The organism is Sphingobacterium sp. B29 (assembly GCF_001952815.1).
In the GTDB taxonomy this organism is placed as follows: Bacteria; Bacteroidota; Bacteroidia; order Sphingobacteriales; family Sphingobacteriaceae; genus Sphingobacterium; species Sphingobacterium siyangense.
Genome location: NZ_CP019158.1, coordinates 1,259,846 through 1,281,748, shown reverse-complemented (window position 1 = coordinate 1,281,748; position 21,903 = coordinate 1,259,846). Strand labels below are relative to the sequence as shown.

At 40.9% G+C, this 21,903-nt stretch carries 13 protein-coding genes; 3 read left to right on the top strand and 10 right to left on the bottom strand.

Going from position 1 to position 21,903, the window contains the following annotated elements; translation table 11 throughout:
* Positions 1–5: 5 nt before the first annotated feature.
* The 6 genes from BV902_RS27970 to BV902_RS05350 all read right to left on the bottom strand — a co-directional run bounded on the left by BV902_RS27970 (position 6) and on the right by BV902_RS05350 (position 7,314).
* Entirely contained in the window at positions 6–668 is a 663-nt protein-coding gene (locus BV902_RS27970) for a hypothetical protein (RefSeq protein ID WP_237241975.1), read from the bottom strand.
* A gap of 91 nt (positions 669–759) precedes the next feature.
* Entirely contained in the window at positions 760–1,740 is a 981-nt protein-coding gene (locus BV902_RS05370; RefSeq protein WP_046674101.1) for a deoxyhypusine synthase family protein, read from the bottom strand.
* Positions 1,741–1,879: 139 nt separating this feature from the next.
* Positions 1,880–4,102, bottom strand: coding sequence for an outer membrane beta-barrel protein (locus tag BV902_RS05365; RefSeq protein ID WP_083663484.1), 2,223 nt, complete (start codon positions 4,100–4,102; stop codon positions 1,880–1,882).
* Between the two features lie 21 nt (positions 4,103–4,123).
* The gene (locus BV902_RS05360; protein ID WP_075991070.1) at positions 4,124–5,599 is read right to left on the bottom strand and encodes a M56/M15 family metallopeptidase; all 1,476 of its coding nucleotides are present in this window, start codon (positions 5,597–5,599) and stop codon (positions 4,124–4,126) included.
* Positions 5,592–5,963 (bottom strand): BlaI/MecI/CopY family transcriptional regulator, encoded by a 372-nt coding sequence (locus BV902_RS05355; RefSeq protein WP_075991069.1) that lies wholly within the window; start codon positions 5,961–5,963, stop codon positions 5,592–5,594. Before BV902_RS05355 ends, BV902_RS05360 begins: the two co-directional genes overlap by 8 nt.
* Before the next feature lie 253 nt (positions 5,964–6,216).
* Complete coding sequence (locus BV902_RS05350) at positions 6,217–7,314, bottom strand: mandelate racemase/muconate lactonizing enzyme family protein (RefSeq protein WP_075991068.1); 1,098 nt, start codon at positions 7,312–7,314, stop codon at positions 6,217–6,219.
* Positions 7,315–7,621: 307 nt separating this feature from the next.
* Between BV902_RS05350 and gltB the strand changes: the two genes are divergently transcribed.
* Both gltB and BV902_RS05340 read left to right on the top strand, forming a co-directional pair.
* The gene (gene gltB / locus BV902_RS05345) at positions 7,622–12,136 is read left to right on the top strand and encodes a glutamate synthase large subunit (protein ID WP_075991067.1); all 4,515 of its coding nucleotides are present in this window, start codon (positions 7,622–7,624) and stop codon (positions 12,134–12,136) included.
* A gap of 17 nt (positions 12,137–12,153) precedes the next feature.
* A complete protein-coding gene (locus tag BV902_RS05340) occupies positions 12,154–13,614 on the top strand; it encodes a glutamate synthase subunit beta (RefSeq protein WP_075991066.1) in 1,461 nt (486 codons plus the stop codon).
* A gap of 151 nt (positions 13,615–13,765) precedes the next feature.
* On the opposite strand, the gene BV902_RS05335 is transcribed toward BV902_RS05340, so the two are convergent.
* Positions 13,766–15,058 carry an esterase-like activity of phytase family protein gene (locus tag BV902_RS05335; protein ID WP_216640434.1) on the bottom strand — a complete coding sequence of 431 codons (1,293 nt, stop codon included), beginning with the start codon at positions 15,056–15,058 and terminating at the stop codon, positions 13,766–13,768.
* A 339-nt stretch (positions 15,059–15,397) separates the two neighbouring features.
* Here BV902_RS05335 and BV902_RS05330 point away from each other — a divergent pair, with 339 nt between their 5' ends.
* Positions 15,398–18,439, top strand: a complete 3,042-nt coding sequence (locus tag BV902_RS05330; RefSeq protein ID WP_075991065.1) for a VIT domain-containing protein — start codon at positions 15,398–15,400, stop codon at positions 18,437–18,439.
* 50 nt (positions 18,440–18,489) lie between these two features.
* Here the strand turns inward: BV902_RS05330 and BV902_RS05325 are convergent, their stop codons facing one another.
* The 3 genes from BV902_RS05325 to tgt form a co-directional block, all read right to left on the bottom strand.
* Positions 18,490–19,401 carry a DMT family transporter gene (locus BV902_RS05325; RefSeq protein WP_075991064.1) on the bottom strand — a complete coding sequence of 304 codons (912 nt, stop codon included), beginning with the start codon at positions 19,399–19,401 and terminating at the stop codon, positions 18,490–18,492.
* A 97-nt stretch (positions 19,402–19,498) separates the two neighbouring features.
* Positions 19,499–20,575, bottom strand: coding sequence for an LptF/LptG family permease (locus BV902_RS05320; protein ID WP_075994638.1), 1,077 nt, complete (start codon positions 20,573–20,575; stop codon positions 19,499–19,501).
* 26 nt (positions 20,576–20,601) lie between these two features.
* On the bottom strand, positions 20,602–21,732 hold the full coding sequence (gene tgt, locus BV902_RS05315; RefSeq protein ID WP_075991063.1) for a tRNA guanosine(34) transglycosylase Tgt: 1,131 nt from the start codon (positions 21,730–21,732) through the stop codon (positions 20,602–20,604).
* Positions 21,733–21,903: the final 171 nt, after the last annotated feature.

Below are 21,903 nucleotides of genomic sequence, written 5' to 3'. Positions count from 1 at the left end.
ACAAATTATGATACGATAAAAGTTTTAAATTCATTCCAGAACAGCTTCTTTTTATTCACATCAACAAACATCTCTTCAAAACTGAACGTATTAAAAACCGTTGCAATACGGCCTTTCATATAGGAATTATGTTCAATAAATGGAAGTTTCAAAGATGCAGGTTCCACACCCAACAATATAATCTTAGTCGGTTGGAAAAACTGCATAATGCGCTTAAAATCATTCGGGTTATGGGAATTTGCCAAATTGAGAACCGCAACAGTCTCTTTGGTCAATTTCAAGGCACCAATTGTTTTTTCAAAAGCGTCCAATGCAGCTGGAGAAAAGTAGGGATATTGCTCGTAGCGTAAAATAAAAAGTATTCCCTGATCCTTATTTCCTTGATATATAAATTCACCACCCAATACCTCCAGATGGTTAACAGTATCGCCGTCCCTGCCGGTCTCAATAGCCACAGCGGCCTGCTCCGCACCTACCCCCACTGCCACATACGAAGTATCCTTCGTTGTCGATGATGCTTGTACAACAGCTGTTTGTGCATGAACACTGTTCTCCTCCTGTAAAGGATGTGCAGACAGATTGGCTTGAAAATCAAAACCATTTCCAAAGATTGTTTCATCCATTAAGGTCTGAAGTGCAACGGGATTATCTGTTGTAAGATTGCTCATCGGGAAAAGAAATATTAGACAGTAAAGATAAAGAAGAAAAAGAGAAAAGAAAAAGGAGCGAAGAATCGCTCCTTTCTATATGTCAAAAAGATTAATGACCTAAGATATACGAGAAGATTAATGGTGCAACGATCGTCGCGTCAGATTCTACGATAAATTTAGGTGTATCAATATCTAATTTGCCCCAAGTGATTTTCTCGTTTGGAACAGCACCAGAGTAAGAACCATACGAAGTTGTTGAATCTGAAATTTGACAGAAATAAGCCCAGAAAGGTACTTCTTCCCATTCAAGATCTTGATACATCATCGGAACTACACAGATTGGGAAGTCACCAGAAATACCACCTGCGATTTGGAAAAATCCAACACCTTTACCTGCTGAGTTGTTACGGTACCACTCTGTCAAATAAATCATGTACTCAATACCAGATTTAACAGTACTCGCTTTCAATTTACCTTTGATCACATTGGAAGCGAAGATATTACCTGTCGTTGAATCTTCCCATCCTGGACATACAATTGGTAAATTTTTCTCAGCAGCAGCAACAATCCAAGAATCTTTTGGGTCGATTTCATAATATTGCTCCAACACACCAGAGTTAACAACCTGATAAAGAAACTCATGTGGTAAGTAACGCTCACCTTTAGCCTCAGCAGCATGCCAAACATCTTCAAGATGTTTCTGCAAACGACGGAAAGCTTCCTCTTCCGGAATACAAGTATCTGTAACACGATTATAGTGATTATCCAATAACTCTCTTTCTTGCTCAGCTGTCAAATCTCTATAATTCGGGATTCTTTTGTAGTGTGAGTGTGCCACAAGGTTCATCACATCCTCTTCCAAATTAGCACCAGTACAAGAAATAAAGTGTACTTTATCTTGACGGATCATTTCTGCCAAAGAAACACCCAATTCAGCAGTAGACATTGCACCTCCCAAAGAGATCAACATTTTTCCACCATCCAATAGATGTTCCTCGTAACCTTTTGCAGCATCTACTAATGCAGCTGCGTTAAAGTGACGGTAATTATGCTCAATAAATTGAGAAATAGGTCCTTTTTGAGTACTCATGATATTTTCTAACTTTTATAAAATAATAAGTACCGCAAATGTACTGAATATAATCTATTTTCGTCCCAATAGAGATTCAAAACGCGTATAGACCACATTTTTTTAACAAATGTAAAAAAATGGTATTCCAAGGCTGCGATTATAAACGTGACACTTCTCCTTCAATCGAAGTCTGTTTGATCTTTTGCTTTTTATAAAGGCCAAATGTATAGTTAAAATTTAGTCCAATAATTCTTGAATCGACCACTGTTTTAGAATAAATGTTGAATCCCTGTCCCAAAATCTCTCGTTTCAAAACACGGCTATGAAACAGATCCCGTGCTGTCAGCGCAAGACTTAACGCATTCGAAAATTGCTTATTGACCGCCAGATGCATTCCATATAAAGGTTTTATGACTGTCTGTGCATAAAGCACATTAGTTCGGTATGAGTTTGTCCAATTTACAGTCATTTGATAAGGTAAATTTAACTGCATCATAAAATTACCCTGAAAGGACCAAATCCCCCGATTGATCAGAAGATCATTCAAATCTGTTGGTATATTTTTATAATGTATATATTGAATCTGACCAAAACCATAGAGCATCAAATTTTTAACAATGGCTTTTCCCATATTCATCGAGATAGCAGCACTCTTAACACCGGCAATATTCTGATAGGTTTGCGTATAATTTTGCGCACTAAGCTGATGGACCATGGAGATATAATTCCGATGATTGATCAAAGAAAGTCCAATATTCCATTTTTGACCATGAACATATTTAAGATCCATATTATCTGACAATTGAGCGGAAAGCTGTGCATTACCCTGATAGCTTGTGCTTGGATCGAAAAAGAAAATGGAAGGGTTCAGATCTTGATAATTAGGCCGTGATATTCTTCGCCCATACGCGAACTGTACCGCTTGACCACTATTTTCAGCTATTCGATAAATACCAAACACTGTCGGGAATAGATTGCACATTTGCTTCCTCCCATTCGTGTTTCGATCTATGTAGTCAATTTTCGTCTGAAATTGTGCGTATTCAGCCCGTACACCTAATTTAATCTCCCATTGCGCAAGTTTTAGTTGAAAATCCGTATAAATCGCTTCCAGGTATTCGGTTTGTTTAAAAGTATTTTCTAGGCTATCATCGTCGACCATTACATACTCTTTTTCCCCTTTTTGATAATGTCCATACGATTGACGTTGGGACCGACTCGCCTGAAAGCCTGCTTCCATAGAAAAGGATCCGCTAAGTTTCCGTTGAAAATCACCCCTGATACCAAAAAGATCGACAGAGAACGGGTTATTTGAGCGCAAAAATTGCTGCTGCTCTTGCTGGTCAGAAAAAAAAGGTACTGTCCTTGTCTTCAAGTCCTGTTTCCTAATACTGCTGTAACGCAAATAATCAAAATCGAACTGAAGCGCTTTATTCTTATTTTCCCCAGCAAAATCATAGTGAAGATTTATACTATTTCTATGCAGCGGATTTCTCAGGTTACTCGTTGAAGCAGTGGATTGCTTCAATGTTCCATTGGCTGAAAAATCATTTTGATAGACGCCTATCTCCTCATAATTATTGCGGAGATAATTCCAGCTCAGTTCAACAGACGACTGCTTGTCGATCCGATAATTCATGCCCAGACGACCATTTAATTCATGCGTGCTATTCGTTTCCTTATTCAGCTGTCCGATCACATAATGAACATTTTCACTATACGCAAGTTCACGCTTACGGTAAACATCAAAATAATTCGAAGAGCGTGAAACGGAAAAACTGGAGTTTAAGGTCCATCTCTTCATTCCATACTGCAGGCTCAAACCATTATTATACTTCCAAAGCCTACCTTTTGATGCTCCTAAAAAAACATTTCCTTTTAGACCTTTCAGTACATCCTTTTTTATACGAATATCAATTACTCCACCAGCCCCTTCCGCACTCCATTTCGCAGGTGGTATAGTCATGAGATCAATGCTCTCTAAAGAGCTTGCTGGTATAGATTTTAAAAAGCTGATCAAGGAAGTTCCGGTTAGATAGGTCTGCTTGCCATTGATGGTAATCAATACGCCCGTTTTTCCCTGTAACGACAAATTGCCTAATTCGTCTACCTCTATACTCGGAATGGTATTTAAAACAGCGAAAGTATTTCCATTCAATAAAATGGGATTGCTGCCTGGTCGAATACGGACCCGATCCAAAAGCTGCTGCTCGAGAGGCCTTGCCCCCTCTACAAGCACTGTATCTATCCGTCTTGAATCGGATCCAGCCTTTCCCAGCATCATACTGTCAGTTAATTGTTGTTTAGTTTTGGGAACCATTTGTGCCGATAACAGACATGGCAATGCCATGGATAACCATAAGAGTATCCTAAACTTCATGATATACACAAAAATTAGTGCTTAGTGTTCGAAACTTTGATCTATAGCGTGGGCTAGTTTATTGACAAAGTCAGGTTTCACATTTTTATCAATGGCATTGATATTATCTAGCTCAAGGAGAAGCGCCGGTATTTTAGCACCACGTAAAATCGCTAGCTTTGTATTTATCGCTGGAGCACTCGCAGCCAGTCCATTCTGTTGCAACCTTAGTCCCAAACTAAATGCAAATTTGCGGTTAAGCTCTTCTAGCATCGTATGATTAACCCCCGATTGATATAATATTCGAATAGGAAGAGATTGTTTGTCCTTTACATTGTCGAAATGGATCGATAGCAATAAATCCCCCTCAAAGTTCGATCGGTCTCTAAGTAATTTATATTCATCAGCAGCCCTTGACATCACTACTTTGTACCCCGTGCGCTCCAGCTCTTGTTTCAAGAGTAAACAGGTTTCCCAGGTCAATGATTTTTCTTCCAATCCGAAAGATGAAATCCCCCCCGTGTCTTTCCCACCGTGTCCAGGGTCAAGGATGATCGTTTTAGACGGATTCTTTTTCCCATTTAAAGATGCGAAAAACCAAACGCTCTTCGGTGGATTAATAAAAGAGTAAAATAGCAGTAAAAGGCCTAACAAAGGAACCGTCAATACGTATTGCCATCTTTTCTTTTTGGAGGAAGGTTTTGCCATCATGGCCTGAACCCGTTCAACCAGCTCATGCCTATTGTTAAATAAACTGCTCTGCAATCCAGCAGGACAGGACTGCTGTGTTAAAGTCAGTAGAAAACGAGCATAGCCGCCGTTACCATATCGATTGGCCAACACCTCGTCAACCTGATACTCATGCACCAAATACAGCTGTCTACGCATCCGATAAACAAATGGATTTAGCCAAAAAAGGCAACGAAAAATTTCTATAAACAATTTATCCCGGCGATGGTTAAAAACAATATGCTGGCTCTCATGTTCAAAAATCAATTTTCCATCTGGCGTATCAAGCTGATCTTCTTCCATAACAATTACATGCTGAACTGAACAATTTGCATAATTTCCAAAGGGAGCAACCATCGTAAATCCTTCAAATTGATACTGACTCAGGCGTCCAATACGACGACCTAAGCGGATATAGCGTAACGCAAATCGGCATAACAAAATAAAAGATACAAGCAGATAACCATAAGCAATGCCATATCCAATCGAAAAGGAATGCCAGAAAGAATCGACCATTTCTGTTTCAGATACGAGATCACCCGAAGCTCCTATCGAATGAGCAACTGTGTTCGATTGTTCAAAAGCGAGCACTGGACTTGTCGGCGAAAGAAATAGTTCGCCCAAACGTACCGTTCCAAACGGCAGAAGCAAACTCAACAAACATAAACCCAGGATAAAATAACGGTTCCATTGAAAAAATGAAAGCTGTCTGAATACCAGAAAATAAAGAACTCCCCCAATTACCAGACTGCAGTTAACTTCTAATAAATAATAAAGTAAGCTATTCATGATCTTCGTGTTTTTTGATGAGTTGTTCTATTTTCTGAATATCCTCTGCCGAAAGCTTCTTTTCTTTTACCATAAAAGACAGTAAATTCTCGACCGAATCATCAAAATAATGATCGAGCACTCTTGAGAATGATAACTTTCGGTATTGCATCTTCGAAATCAAAGGATAATATTGATAAGTCTTTCCGAAGGCCCTATAACCTACATACCCTTTCTTTTCCAATATTCTTACAATCGAGGAGATTGTATTATAGGGTATGGAACTACTTGGATCCAGATACTCAATAATATCTTTGACAAAGACCTCGTTGAGCTTCCAGATCACCTGCATAACTTCCTCTTCTCTTTTTGTTAATTCTTCCATAATTTGATACGTTGTTTATACTAACATAAAGCTATAACTTATTTTTCAGTTTTACAACTTCAAAATAAGTTATAAAACTGAAAAATAAGTTTACAGAAGATATTCAATCAAAAAAAAGCTATTAAAACCTACTTTTTCAACAGCTTAGAGAAAAACAAATAGGCCGCCACCAAAAAGATAACGATAATAATCAGGACGATAATCTCTTGTGTCCCTATTCCCCAGTTCATACTATTCATAATTTTTTTCCAATTTAAATGATCCATTTCTCGCATTGATCTAAAAAAGTTTGGTCTATATCTGCGCCGATTCCAATTTGGTCTGAGATATGTATTTTGTATCCGTCATATTGAATACCGCCGATAACAGGATCCTCCAGATGGCCAACCATACAAGTGTCTAGATCAAAAAACTTGACATTCGGGGCAGCATACGCGAAATGTACTTTAGCAGCCAAAGCCAAGCGAGATTCCAGCATCCCTCCGATCATACACGTAATGCCGTATTCCGCGGCAATATGATTAATTTTTAAGGCTTCTTGAATACCTCCTGATTTCGAAAATTTAATATTGATATAATCGCAAGCATCAGCTTTACAGAGGCGCTCTGCGTCATGGTGAGAATAAACAGATTCATCCGCCATCACGGGAACAATAGTTTCTGTGCGCAATTGCGGTAAATATTCGTCATCCCAGGTACGCATTGGTTGCTCACAAAATTGTATCTTAAAAGGTTCCAGCCCCTGCAAAGCTTCTATTGCCCCCGCATAAGACCAGCCTTGATTTGCATCAACTCGAATAGGCATTTCGAATCCAACAGCCTTACGTATTTCACGAATACGGGCAATATCCGTTTTTGGCTCCTTCCCCAGTTTAACTTTAAACATGACCGCACCTTCGTCCTGTAAACGCTTTGCCTTCAGCGCCATCTCTTCCGGAGATGCAATTCCTAAAGTGATATCTGTCGTAATCTCTCGTTTCGTTCCCTTTAGAAACTGATAAAGCGGTAGACCAGCATGCTTGGCGGCCAAATCATACAAGGCCATATCAAAAGCCGATTTGATCGTTTTGTTACCGGCAATATACAAATCCAATTCAGCCAAACGCTCCTCTATGGCCAAGGGATCGCGCCCCTTCCAGATCTTTGCAAAATCTCTTGCCAGAACTAAGCAAGTATCTTGTGTTTCTCCTACGATCATCGGAAAGGCAGAACATTCGCCCACACCATATATATTGGCATCGGTATATATACGTATAAAAGTATTTTGCGCATAGTCCATTGTCCCTGTCGCAATGACAAAAGGTTCCATAGGAATGCTTAATCGATAAATTTCAATTTCAGTTATTTTCATCTCATTCTCTTTAGTTAAGCCATGTCGATACAGCATAAAAGGATATGCAATACTTTGCCTAATTTATATATATTCTCGCAATCTTGGGATGCTTTTTCCATATCCCACAAAAAAATATTGCCAAATGTTGCATTATTCAGCTACGCATCAAACTGTATTAACAGCCACGAATACCAAATACAATATCAGCAACAAAACCTGTTAAAAGAAATGATAAAATCAAATTAAATACATTTTCATTATAATATTTATAATATTTACGATTTTTATTCCTATATTAGCAATCATAATTATTTGAAAAGGAAAGATGATCGAACAGAGACCGAAAACGGAGGGCCTTTACGACCCTAATTTTGAGCATGACGCCTGTGGGGTAGGCTTTGTCGCCCATATCAAAGGAAATAAATCACACGCACAAGTCAAGGATGCATTGACCATGTTGGAAAATATGGAACACCGCGGTGCTTGTGGCTGTGACCCAGAAAGCGGTGATGGAGCAGGTATCATGATCCAGCTTCCCCATGAATTTTTATGGGAAGAATGTATCAACTTGGGTATACAACTGGAGGAGCCAGGTTATTATGGCACAGGTATGGTCTTTCTTCCTAAAGAAGAAGACATGAACAAAATATGTCGGGACTTGATTGAGGAAGCGGCAGCAGAAAGGGGTATGAAATTCCTTGGCTACCGTCCAGTACCAGTCAATCGTGAAGGTATTGGACCAACAGCGCTCAGTGCAGAACCTGAAATTGTCCAATTTTTTGTCAGCAGACCGGACGGCGTTTCAAACACTGAAGAATTTGAACGCAAACTTTTTGTACTACGTCGCCTGATCATTCAAAAAGTTAAACAACAACAAGAATACCCTCTCCCGCTTTACTTTGCATCGCTTTCTTGCAAAACAATTATTTACAAAGGTCAATTAACAACATACCAGGTCGGAACTTATTATCTTGATTTACGCGATCCTCGTGTGGTATCTGCTTTTGGCTTAGTTCACTCGCGCTTTTCCACCAATACCTTCCCTTCATGGTCCCTCGCACAGCCATTCCGTATGCTGGCACACAATGGCGAGATCAACACGTTGACAGGTAACCTGAATTGGTTTTATGCAGGTATGCGCGCTTTATCATCGCCCTATTTTACAGAAGAAGAGATGGAAATCTTACTTCCAATCGTTGACCGTGGTCAGTCCGATTCGGCCTGCCTTGACAATGTAGCGGAACTTCTTTTACACAGTGGTCGTAGCCTCACCCATGTCATGTTGATGTTAGTCCCTGAAGCTTGGGATGGCAATACACAAATGGATCCTCTAAAACGTGCTTTCTACGAATACCATGCGACGTTGATGGAGCCTTGGGACGGTCCTGCAGCACTCTGCTTCACCGATGGTAAGCATATTGGCGCTACATTAGACCGCAACGGCTTACGTCCACTACGTTATGCCGTAACCTCAGACGACCGCGTCGTTGTTGCTTCTGAAGCGGGAGCTCTTCCGATCGAGGAGTCTACCATCATCAAAAAAGGCCGTCAACAAGCAGGCAAGATTTTTCTTGTCGACATGGAACAGGGCCGTATCCTCACCGATAACGAAGTAAAAGACCAGCTGATCAACCAGCAGCCCTATAGCGATTGGTTGGACAATTACAAAATCAAACTGGAAGAACTGGAAGAACCTCGTGTAACCTACACCTATCTTTCCAAAGATTCCGTTTTCAAATATCAAAAGACATTTGGTTTCTCCCGCGAGGATCTGGAAACCATCCTGACTCCAATGGCATTGACAGGGTACGAACCGACAGGCTCAATGGGGTCCGATGTTCCGCTGGCCATTCTTTCCGATCAACCACAGCATATTTCAAGTTATTTTAAGCAATTTTTTGCCCAAGTAACCAACCCGCCAATCGATCCGATTCGCGAACGCTTGGTCATGAGTTTAGCAACATTCATCGGTAATGCAGGCAATATCCTGATCGAAGACAAGAAATTCTGTCACTGTGTGACTTTGCCGCATCCAATCTTGACCTCCAAAGAACTGGAGAAATTGCGTTCGATCGATACAGGATTGTTCCAAGCAAAAACCATTCAGTCTTATTTCCGCTCTGATGGTAAACCTGGATCATTGGAAGCAGGTCTGGAACGCTTGTGCCGCTATGCGGATGATGCCGTACGTGATGGTTTTGAAGTCTTAATTCTCTCAGATCGTGCGATCGATTCCAAACACGCGGCGATACCATCGTTACTAGCTGTTTCGGCCGTCCATCACCACTTGATCAAAACAGGTAACCGTGGCGCTGTAGGTCTCGTGGTCGAAGCCGGTGATGCTTGGGAAGTGCACCATTTTGCCTGCCTATTAGCTTTCGGTGCCACTGCGATCAACCCTTATATGGCATTGGCGAGCATCCGTACGATGAAGGAACAAAATACCTTAGATACAGAGCTCACTTGGCCAGAATTATCAAAAAACTACGTCAAGGCCGTCAATAATGGTCTGTTGAAAATTTTCTCCAAAATGGGGATCTCCACATTGCAATCCTACCACGGAGCACAGATCTTCGAGGTACTCGGCATCGACAAATCTGTCGTTGATAAATTTTTCTGCGGAGCAGTCTCACGTATCGGTGGCATGACATTAGATGATCTTGCCAAAGAAGCCCTCTCGAAACACTGGCGTGGATTTGAAAAAAGCCGTACACCGCAAAATCTATTGCCAGAAGGCGGTATTTACCAATGGAAACGCCGCGGTGAAGGCCACCTTTGGAATCCCGACACGATTCACCTATTGCAACAGGCCTGTCGCACCGGAGACTACGCAACCTATAAAAAATATGCACAGAAAATCAATGAGCAGAAGGAACATATGTTTACCCTTCGTGGATTGTTGGACTTTGCAAAACATCGCAACTCTATTCCGTTGGAGCAAGTAGAACCTGCTAGTGAAATTCTAAAACGTTTCGCAACCGGGGCGATGTCCTTTGGGTCAATTTCCCACGAAGCGCATAGTACCCTTGCCATCGCCATGAACCGCATCGGTGCAAAATCGAACACCGGTGAAGGTGGAGAAGATGAATTGCGTTATCAACCGCTTCCCAATGGAGATTCTATGCGCTCGGCAATTAAACAGGTTGCCTCGGCTCGTTTTGGTGTCACGTCCAATTATCTGACACAAGCGGACGAACTACAAATCAAAATGGCCCAAGGTGCAAAACCGGGAGAAGGAGGTCAATTACCTGGCCCCAAAGTGGATGCCTGGATTGCAAAAACCAGACACTCGACACCGGGTGTCGGTCTGATTTCACCACCACCCCATCACGATATTTACTCTATCGAAGATTTAGCGCAGCTGATCTTTGATCTAAAGAATGCTAACCGTCAAGCAAGAATCAACGTAAAATTGGTCTCTAAAGCTGGTGTTGGTACCATTGCTGCCGGAGTTGCAAAAGCCCATGCCGACGTCATTCTTATTGCAGGATTTGATGGTGGTACAGGTGCATCTCCAATCAGTTCAATCAAGCATGCTGGACTACCTTGGGAATTAGGCCTTGCAGAAGCGCATCAGACACTTGTTAAAAACAAATTGCGCAGTCGCGTCGTATTACAAGCGGACGGCCAGGTGAAAACAGGTCGCGACATCATCATCGCTACACTATTGGGCGCTGAGGAATGGGGCGTATCGACAGCAGCATTGGTTGCCGGCGGCTGTATCATGATGCGTAAATGCCATCTTAATACATGTCCTGTAGGTGTTGCAACCCAAGATCCAGAACTGCGTAAATTATTCTCTGGAAAACCAGAAGATATTGTCAACTTATTTACCTTCCTTGCAGAGGAGGTCCGTGAAACAATGGCTTATCTAGGCTTCCGTACCATCAACGAAATGGTGGGAAGAGCCCAGTTCTTAAAAAAACGTGAAAATATCGATCATTGGAAAGCAAAGAAAATTGACTTTACCGACATCTTGCACGTGGAACGTAACGAGCCTGGACAATCGTTATACAATACCGAAGAGCAGGATCACGGTATGGCCATGATCTTGGATTGGGGCTTATTAAAACAGTCTAAATTAGCTCTTGAGAGCAAAACTCCTGTGTTTGGCACCTTTAAGGTCAAAAATACAGACCGTACGATCGGAACAATGTTATCCAATGAAATTTCAAAACTCTACGGTTCTGAAGGCCTGCCTGATAATACCATCAATTTCAAATTTGAAGGTTCGGCCGGACAAAGTTTCGGTGCATTTTCAACAAAGGGTCTTTCATTTGAATTACAAGGTGAAGCCAATGATTATGTTGGAAAAGGGCTATCAGGAGCTCAGCTAGCAATCTATCCAGTTGCAGAAAGTGCTCTCGTACCGGAAGATAATATCATTATCGGCAACGTTGCACTATTTGGAGCAACATCCGGACATCTATTCGTCAACGGACAGGCCGGCGAACGCTTCGCTGTACGTAACTCAGGTGCAACAGCTGTCGTTGAGGGTGTTGGTGACCATGGCTGTGAGTACATGACTGGAGGTCGTGCACTGATCTTAGGGGCAACGGGTCGTAACTTTGCTGCCGGAATGAGCGGTGGTATCGCATGGATCTACGACATTAACGAAGATTTCCGCGAAAACTGTAATCAGGAAATGGTTGATCTGGATCCATTGGAAAGTGAAGACGAAACCGCAATTATCGCTTTGCTGAAACGTCATATTTTGCTTACCAATAGCCGTAGAGCAGATTTCATCCTGCAAAACTGGTCAAGAGAAAAAAATAAATTCATTAAGGTATTCCCTAGAGAATACAAAAATGTCATTCGTCAAAAATTAGTGGAAGCATAATATAGGAAGCACAGATCATGGGAAAAATTACAGGTTTTAAAGAATTTGAGCGCGTGCTTCCGACAAAAGAAGCTGTGGAAGGTCGCATAAAGCACTTTAAGGAATTCAATAAAGGATATTCAGAGAATGAGCTCAATAAGCAAGCTGCACGCTGTATGGATTGCGGCATTCCATTTTGCCATTCAGGTTGCCCACTGGGCAATGTCATCCCTGAATTTAACGATGCCGTATACGATGGAAAATGGGAAGAGGCCTATCAGATTTTGTCCTCCACCAATAACTTTCCTGAATTTACAGGTAGAATATGTCCGGCACCATGCGAATCAGCCTGTGTACTGGGCATACATAGTACTCCGATCACTATTGAGGAAATCGAAAAACATATTATTGAGATTGCTTTTAAAAAGGGTTATGTCAAAGCACATAAAAGCTATTTAAAAACAGGCAAACGCGTCGCTGTCGTGGGCTCTGGTCCAGCAGGACTAGCGGCTGCCGCTCAGCTCAATAAGGCTGGGCACGATGTTATCGTCTTCGAACGTGATGACCAGGTTGGAGGTTTACTCCGTTACGGTATTCCGGATTTTAAATTAGAAAAATCGGTGATCGATCGCCGTGTCAATCTCATGAAAGAATCGGGAATAGAATTCAAGGTTAACACAGAAGTTGGCAAAGATATCAGCTTTTATGAATTAAAAGCTTATGATGCAGTTATATTGGCCACCGGCTCAACCGTTCCTTGGCATATGCAATTGCCGGGACATGAAGCTAAAGGCATACATTTCGCTATGGACTTTTTGACCCAACAGAATAAAGAAGTAAGCGGAATAGCTATCGAACAAGACCGCATCTTGGCAACAGACAAACATGTTGTTGTCATCGGTGACGGTGATACCGGATCAGACTGTATTGGTACATCCAATCGTCATCGTGCAAAAAGTATTACACAGATTGCCCGCAAACCTACACCATCTAAACATCGCCTAAAGAACAATCCTTGGCCGATGGACAAGCTCACATTCGGAACCTCCTCTTCCCAAGAAGAAGGCTGTGAAAGACTTTGGGCTACAGAAACCCAGGAATTTGTCCAAGACGAAAATGGTCATATTAAGGGAGTAAAAATCAAGGAAGTTCAATACGAAGTTGATGAATTTGGAAAAAGAACCCGCTTAGGAGAATCCGAGATCCGTGAAATACCGGCAGACCTCGTATTACTGGCTATTGGTTATCAACATACTGAACATACGCTCTTAGAACAGTTAGGTGTTCGTGTAGATGAAAAAGGAAATATCCTTGCAAATGACAAAGACTACCAAACGACAATTGATAATATCTTTACAGCCGGAGACTGCCGTAAAGGCCAATCACTTGTTGTTTGGGCCATCTCCGAAGGACGCGAATGTGCTCGAAAAGTCGATGAATACCTAATGGGTTATTCAGAGCTTGAAAGCAAAGACTTCCTGACCACAATAAATGCTTAAAAGTAGGCCGCGCTCAACAGAGAGTTCATACAAGTGGTACACCAAGCCATCGTATAATCTTTAGCGATAAGAGCAAAAGCGTGAACAGTATAAAATTATAAAAAGGTCCGTTGAGAATTCAACGGACCTTTTTATAATCAGTCATTAGTCCCTATTTCAGTGGGTCCTTAAGGTTAACGAAATAAATGCTGTTTTTATCTACAGTCTTTATGTAAGGTAATATTTTCGACTCATAGAAACCTTTTCCGGTTACCCCAAAATCATCATCATTACATACCGCAATCAGGGATGGATTAATAACAGCCAAGCCTTCTGCTTTATCATGCGGATACAATTCCTTGATGTCAGTCATTAAATCGGCAACCAACGTTTTATTGACTGGTTTAATATTATATTTAGCCAATGTAGCCGCGTCTTTGAGTTCCTCGACAGTTTTACCGTCAAATAATTTCCCAGTTGCGGTATTATTCGCATCCGAGATATCTGTTGCGCCAGAAAGATCTATTTTATAAATTCTCTTAAATACAGTAGAACGAGTTGCTTCTGTCGCGTATTCCCCATCACGTTCCAAGACAATAAATGTTGAATTGCTCACGGCAGCGATTTCACTCACAGCCTGCAAATCGGTACGCTCCATCATATAGACATATTGTTTCGTGGCGCCGCTCGCAATATCCAGCGTAACAATACGGATTGCCAACGAATTTTTAATCGCATCTTTAGAGGGATTATACAGTGGAAATTGCATGATTCCGACCAGTGTTTTACCGTCTGGTGTAAGCGTCAATCCTTCCATTCCGCGATTAGGGCGACGTTTGGCAAATACTAACGGTAACTTTTTACCCGTAGACCAAGGATTAATCCGTTCGATTTCTTTTCCCGAAGCGTCAAAATGAACGATATGTGGTCCGTATTCGTCACTGACCCACCAAGAACCATCCGCCGCCCTTGCTAGTCCCTCGGAATCGATTCCATCCTCACTTTTCCCTAGATCTTTACCATCAACCCCCAATGCTTTTTCCCCAGAACCACCCTTTCCTTCAGGATTTGGCAGACCATTCAATTTCACGCCATCTTTATTTTTTAATTCGATAACAGACTCTAATGTTAGCGTATTATCCTTTAACCTAAATTTACCGATCTGTGGTGCAAATGCTGGAGTAGCAAATACTTTGCTATCACTTTCAGTTCCATCAATATTCGGTCCCCGATCAGTTAAAAGATAAAATATGGATTTATCAGTAGGATCTTGAACCATCGATGACCCATAGCCTCCATTATACACTTTTACACCATTAATATCACTTAATACTTTTGGATCTGTTGCTATTGCCTTTTGGGGATAGATCAATTCCACAATCGGGTCAATAATCTGCGACACATCATCTTTACTACATGAAGCACACAATAGGGCCATCCCCAGTACACTGTATATTTTTTTCATCTGTTCAAATTTTTAAATAATGCTTACTGCTGTTCAGGTTTATTCGAATAACCAAATTTTATTCCTCTCACCTTGCATGCCTAATAAAACAGTACGGTTAATCTAAACGATCTATGCTTGGCCGGCTGTCCGAATACTGATGCAAACATAATTGCCAGATATTAGCCAATCATTAACATAAGTTTAAATAAACTACATCTATCGCAAAAAGCACCCTATAAAAATTAAATACCCGCGGTTATGGAATTTTGAATTTTCCTGCATCACTAGAAAAATAAAAGCTAATTGTGCCGCGAACCATTGATGTATTCACGGACCTCACCTACTAAACATAGAAAGATGAAAAAGATCATAATTGCCCTTTTCATAATTTTGGTATTTTCCCATGTGGATACGAAATCTCAGATCAGAACTACACGCGAAATACCCAGCTTAAAAATTAAAAATGACAATGGCCAGCAAAACAAGGTGATGTTGGCAGACCTCAAAGTAGATGTCGTCATCTTTGGAAATATTGCCAAAACGACGATGACAATGATTTTCGACAATAAGACCAATCGCGATCTCGAGGGCGAACTGACATTCCCTATGCCGGAAGGTGTCTCCGTGAGCGGCTACGCCCTAGATATCAACGGTAAATTACGCCAGGCAGTTCCAGTCGATAAAAATAAAGGTATCGAAGTATTTGAAAGTATAGAAACACGTAGGGTCGACCCGGGCCTATTGGAAAAAGTCGAAGGAAATAATTTTCGAACTCGGATTTACCCATTACCAGCGAATGGGAGGCGCACCGTTCAGATCAGCTATTCGGAAAATCTGACAACAGCATCCGATCAGGCTCGTTACTACCATCTACCCTTAAACTATACGTCCCCCATTGAAAATTTCGCCTTGGATATTCATGTCTTTCAAGACACACATAAGCCAGATTTCACAGAGAAACCAGATGGTTCGTTGGCATTCTCACAACATAACAGCAATTACACAGCTTCTTTACATAAACAACAGTTTAAATCCCAGCGAAATTTAGTCATTCAACTGCCGACAGACAACAGGGAAACATCAGGTCTATTTCAGGCAAATAATGACAATACCTTTTATTTTCTTGCCAATGCAAGCGTCAACTCCGTAAAACCTGCTCAGAAAAAATGGGGACACAGCATTGGAATTATATGGGACCGTTCGCTCAGCAGTAAAAATAGAGATATAGAAAAGGAACTCGCGCTATTAGATCTCTTTTTTAAAGAAAACCCCAATATGACTGTTGATCTGGGCTTATTGGACATCCGCTTTATAAAAGGGCATACGTTTCAGGTATGTCAAGGTAATTGGAATGATCTCAAAAACTACATCAAAGGAATTGATTACGATGGCGGTACAGATTATAGCCAAATAAAGGCCGGTGTAATACAGGCCAGCAATTACCTGCTGTTTAGCGACGGCCTTTCTACATTTGGTCAAAGTAAAATGAGCCTTGACAATCCAGTCTATTGCATTACTTCATCCAGTGGGTCGGACTATGGTGTCCTAAAACAAATCGCCCAGAAACATATTGGAAAGATGATCAATTTAGTCAATACCTCAATAACTGAAGCGTATCATAATCTAAATACAATAGACCTTATTTACCTTGGGATAAAAGAAAAAAATGATTTTGAGGAAGTTTATCCTCAAAAAGGCGCCCCGATACAAACCAATTTTTCTATCGCAGGCATAGGGAAACTTCCAGGACTGAAGCAGCTCACAGTACTTGTAGGAGATGGGCAGCAAGCACCACAAGAGATTAGTATAGCGCTGCAACCTGACCATGGTGAAATTGATCTACAGCAAATCTGGGCACAAAAGAAAATTGAAGCGCTGGATCTTCAGTACGAAGACAATCGTGAAGAAATTGAAACCCTTGGTAAACAGTTCGGTATTGTTACCCGAAATACCAGCTTAATTGTGCTGGAAACTGCAGAAGATTACATACGTTATGCAATAACTCCACCTGCCGAATTGCTTTCCGAATTTAATCGGCTCATAAAAGAAGAACGTATAGCAAAGGAAGAACGTGTAGCAGACTTGTTGGATCAGGCTCAAGACATTACCAAACAGCTTCAGTCCTGGTGGAACACCGATTTTCAGCAAAAAAAGAAATATCCAGAGCGTAAAAGATTAATTCGCATTCCAGAACCTGCCGTTGCTGAAGAGATGGCTACCGGTGCTGCTCCTGTTACACCCATTCCGTCGCGTCCCGCAGCTAGTCCTGCAGCTCCTACACTAGCCTTAGAATCGCGTTCATCTGACGGAACCTCAGCGAAAAGCATCTCGGCAACTGGCAATGCAAGCACTGCCCATGCAACAACCAGCGAACTGGCGAGGGCGGCCGCATCTGAGGACGTTCTTCAGGAATTCGCTGTTGTTCAATCCTTAGAAGGACGTGTAGCTGGCCTACAAATGCCAAGCACCATGAACAACATACGTGGAAAAATCAGCATCCCCGAAATCAAAGAAGACCAAGCCTATTTACAGGACCTTATTCAATCCAAAGATCCTTACAAAAGCTATCTCCAACTTCGGAATCAGTATATGGGAACGCCAACTTTTTATTTTGATGTCGCAAACTTCTTTTTCAATAGAGGAGATCGAGACAAAGCCTTACTCATTTTAAGTGCACTCGCAGACTTACAAATTGAAAATGCAGATCTCTACAAAACCATCTCTTATAAGTTACGGGAATGGGGCGATTACGACAATGCACTATTCATTACAGCTAAGGTATTAAAATGGCGGCCAATGGATCCACAAAGCCACCGCGATTATGCCCTTGTCTTACAAGACAAAGGTATGTTCAAGGAAGCACTAGAACAATTATATGGGATTTTGACCCAGAGCTACTCCCCGGAAGCCGCCGACCGCGATGACGGTATTGAAGAAACATTGGTTATGGAAATCAATAATCTCATTAAAGCAAACAAAGCTGCAAGCTCCACAGTTACCGTGAACAAAAAATTGATTGCGGACCTACCGGTTGACATTCGTGTTGTTATCAATTGGAATTCACAAAATACCGATATAGACCTTTGGGTAACTGATCCAAATCAAGAAAAATGCTTTTATAGTAATCCAGCCACAGCGATTGGGGGTCGACTCAGCAATGACTTTACTGGCGGCTATGGCCCTGAACAATTTTTATTGAAAAAAGCACTAAAAGGAAAATATAAAATTGAAGTTGATTTCTTTAACGATGGTTCCCTGACCCTAGCAGGTCCAGCAGCGGTCATGGCTGAAATCTATACCTACTATAGCAGTGGAAAGCAGGAACGAAAAATTGTTACGATCTATCTGGACCGCAATAAAGAACGCAGTGTAGGGATTGGCGAGTTTTCATTTCAATAACCTATAGTCAACAAAATAGGCAAGCCAGTCATTTGACTTGCCTATTTTGTTTAATGTAATTTCCGGACGATAAGATCTTTTTGTCTATTTTCCAATTTGGTCTTTACATAAGGGTAAGTGAATACAGCCCCCAGAACAATACAGGCTCCAAGATAAAATCCGCCGCTCATGGTCTCCTTTTGCCCAAATATCAACATCGCTAACAGAATACCATAAACAGGCTCCAGGTTGGTTGTTAGCGCAACAGTAAAAGCAGATAATTCCTTCATAACAGCAACGCCCATAACATAAGCCACCGCCGTACAAACCACACCTAACAACAGCAGATAAATTAAATCTTGCTGCCCCAAATTCATTTCAGCATTGAAATCTCCTGTAAACAACATCAATATGCTGATCCAGAAGCATGCCCCCATCATCTCATAGAACGTAATCAGGGTTGGGCTCGATTTTTTAACCATGCGCGCATTGGCGATAGAAAATATACTCGCGCAAAACGCACAACCAAGCCCCGCCAATAGACCAACGAGGTAATGTGTTTCAAAAGAAAAGATCGTATAAATACCGATGATAATTACCAAACCAACTACAATATCCAATAGCGCAATGCGCTTTTTATTCACAATAGGCTCCAATATTGCCGTAAATAAAGTTACAGAGGATAGCGTAACCAATGTTACTGATACGGTAGATACTTTGATCGAATAAAAAAATAATACCCAATGCAGTCCAACAACGGCCCCCACCATAAAAAATTGGAGAAACTGTTTCCGCGAAACTACAATCGATTGTTTGGTTACCAAGAAATAGATCAACAGCGCGATAGACGCTATTGCAACACGATACCACACTAAATGAAGGGCAGATACGGAAATCAGACTACCCAAAATTCCGGTAAACCCCCAAATAAGTATTGTTAAATGCAGAATTAGAATATTCCGATTTAATTGAATTTTAGTCATATTCTCTAGAATACATTTGTATAGAAATGATGAGCAATACCTATTATTTCCCTTTATAAGGCAAGCTCACTGAAGTTATTGAAAACTGAACAAAAAATTATTTTGGCGCTTTTATCGCCAGGTATAATGCTACCAAAAAGAAGGTAACATTCGGAATTAATACGGCTATCAACGGTGGCAGTCCCCCTTTCAAAGAAAACATCGTTGCAAATTGTATAAAGACGATATACGTAAAACTTAGCGCGATACCAATACCAAGACTCAATCCTATCCCCCCACGCACTTTCTTGGAGGACAGTGCCACGCCCATCAAGGTCAGTACAAAAGCTGAAAATGGATACACATAACGCTTGTATTTCTCAAGTAATAAATCGTTCATGACTCCGGTTCCCCTGATCTCCTCCTTACGGATACGGATATTTAATTCGCGTGTATCCATGGCGGTAAACATGTTATCACGTACCTCAAAATCCGAAGGTTTCATATCCAAAGTCGTGTCTTTAACGGCTCCTTTGTCCATGCGTTCATGCAGTCCATTGATAATACGATTGGTATATCCTTCGATCTTCCATTTTGTTGCCACCGAGTCCCAAGTAATACGGTCAGCCATCATTTTTTCCTTGAGGGTATCCCCTTTGAAAATTTCAAGTACAAAGCCGTATCCTGTTTTGGTTGTATTATCAAAATTGTCTATATAAACATAGCTATTTTTGTCCAATTGCATGTGAGTAGAAACCCTCGAGTTATCCTTGGGTGGCTTTACGTAGATATTTTCAAAATCAACCTTCATTTTATTCGTATTCGGAATAATAAAAATGTTGAATACCAAAGAAATGGCAAATATCAGGGTTGCAGCGATCATGTAAGGACGAAGCAAACGGTTAAAGCTATACCCGGCACTTAGAATTGGGACAATTTCAGTTTGGTCCGCCATCTTGGAGGTAAAGAAAATAACCGCAATAAAGTTGATCAGCGGACAAAGAAAATTTAAGTAAAAGGGAATAAACCCCGCATAATACTCAAAAATAATCTTATCGAGGGGTGCATGATATTTTAAAAAATCATCCAATCGTTCGGACACGTCAAAAACCACCATGACAACAGTAAATATCGCCATAGTGAATAAAAAAGTACTTAGATACTTTTTGATAATGTAACGATCGATTAACGACAGCATTTTTTTACTTGAGCTATTTAGTTCTACAAACGTTGATCCAATATTTTCACCATTTTGTTTTTCCAATCGTAGAAAGTTCCATCAATGATTCGCTCCCTAGCCTGATTAACCAACCAAAGGTAAAAATGTAAATTATGTAAAGAAGCAATTTGTGCCCCAAGAATTTCTTGTGATTTAATCAAATGCCTTAGATAGGCTTTCGAATAAAATTGATCTGCATGCAAATCACTCTCCGCTTCTATTGGTGAAAAATCGTCTTTCCACTTTTCATTTTTGATATTGATAATACCATTTTGTGTGAAAAGCATGCCATTTCTAGCATTACGGGTTGGCATAACGCAATCGAACATATCCACCCCTAAGGCAATATTTTCAAGAATATTTACCGGTGTTCCTACTCCCATAAGATAACGTGGTTTGTCATGCGGTAAGATATCACAGACAACTTCGGTCATAGCATACATTTCTTCCGCAGGTTCGCCTACCGATAATCCACCGATCGCATTTCCTTCGCGGTTAAACGAAGCGATAGTCTCCGCAGATTTTATTCTTAAATCTTTGTAAACAGATCCTTGAACAATCGGAAACAAAGTCTGATCATATCCATATAGCGGATCTGTGCTATCAAAACGATCCACACAGCGTTTCAACCAACGATGGGTCATATCCAAAGAACGACGTGCATACCCATAATCACATGGATAAGGCGTACACTCATCAAATGCCATAATGATGTCTGCACCGATAATACGCTGTGTATCCATTACATTTTCTGGTGTAAATAGATGTTTTGATCCATCGATATGGGAACGAAAGGTAACCCCTTCTTCTTTGATCTTACGTACTTCTGTCAACGAATACACTTGATAACCACCAGAATCTGTTAAAATAGGTCGATCCCAACCATTGAATTTATGCAATCCGCCGGCTTTATTCAACACATTCAACCCTGGACGTAAATAGAGGTGGTACGTATTACCCAGAATAATCTGCGCTTCAATATCGTTCTTCAATTCATGTTGATGAATTGCTTTCACTGTACCTGCCGTACCAACAGGCATAAAAATAGGTGTTTGAATGGGACCGTGTGCAGTTTCGACAACACCTGCACGTGCTTTTGACAACTTATCTTGTGCTTGTAGCGTAAATTTCATTAATATTTTTCCTCTGAGACTATTTCTATTTTAAAGAATGATTTGCCATGGAAATGGCGATATCGGCATTTGGAGTGAAAAATTAAAAACTCATTTTCAACTAGTTGCAACTTAAAAAGTCGTTATAGCTTCCCTAATTTCCACCCAAGCTCGGATTCATCCCTAGAATAC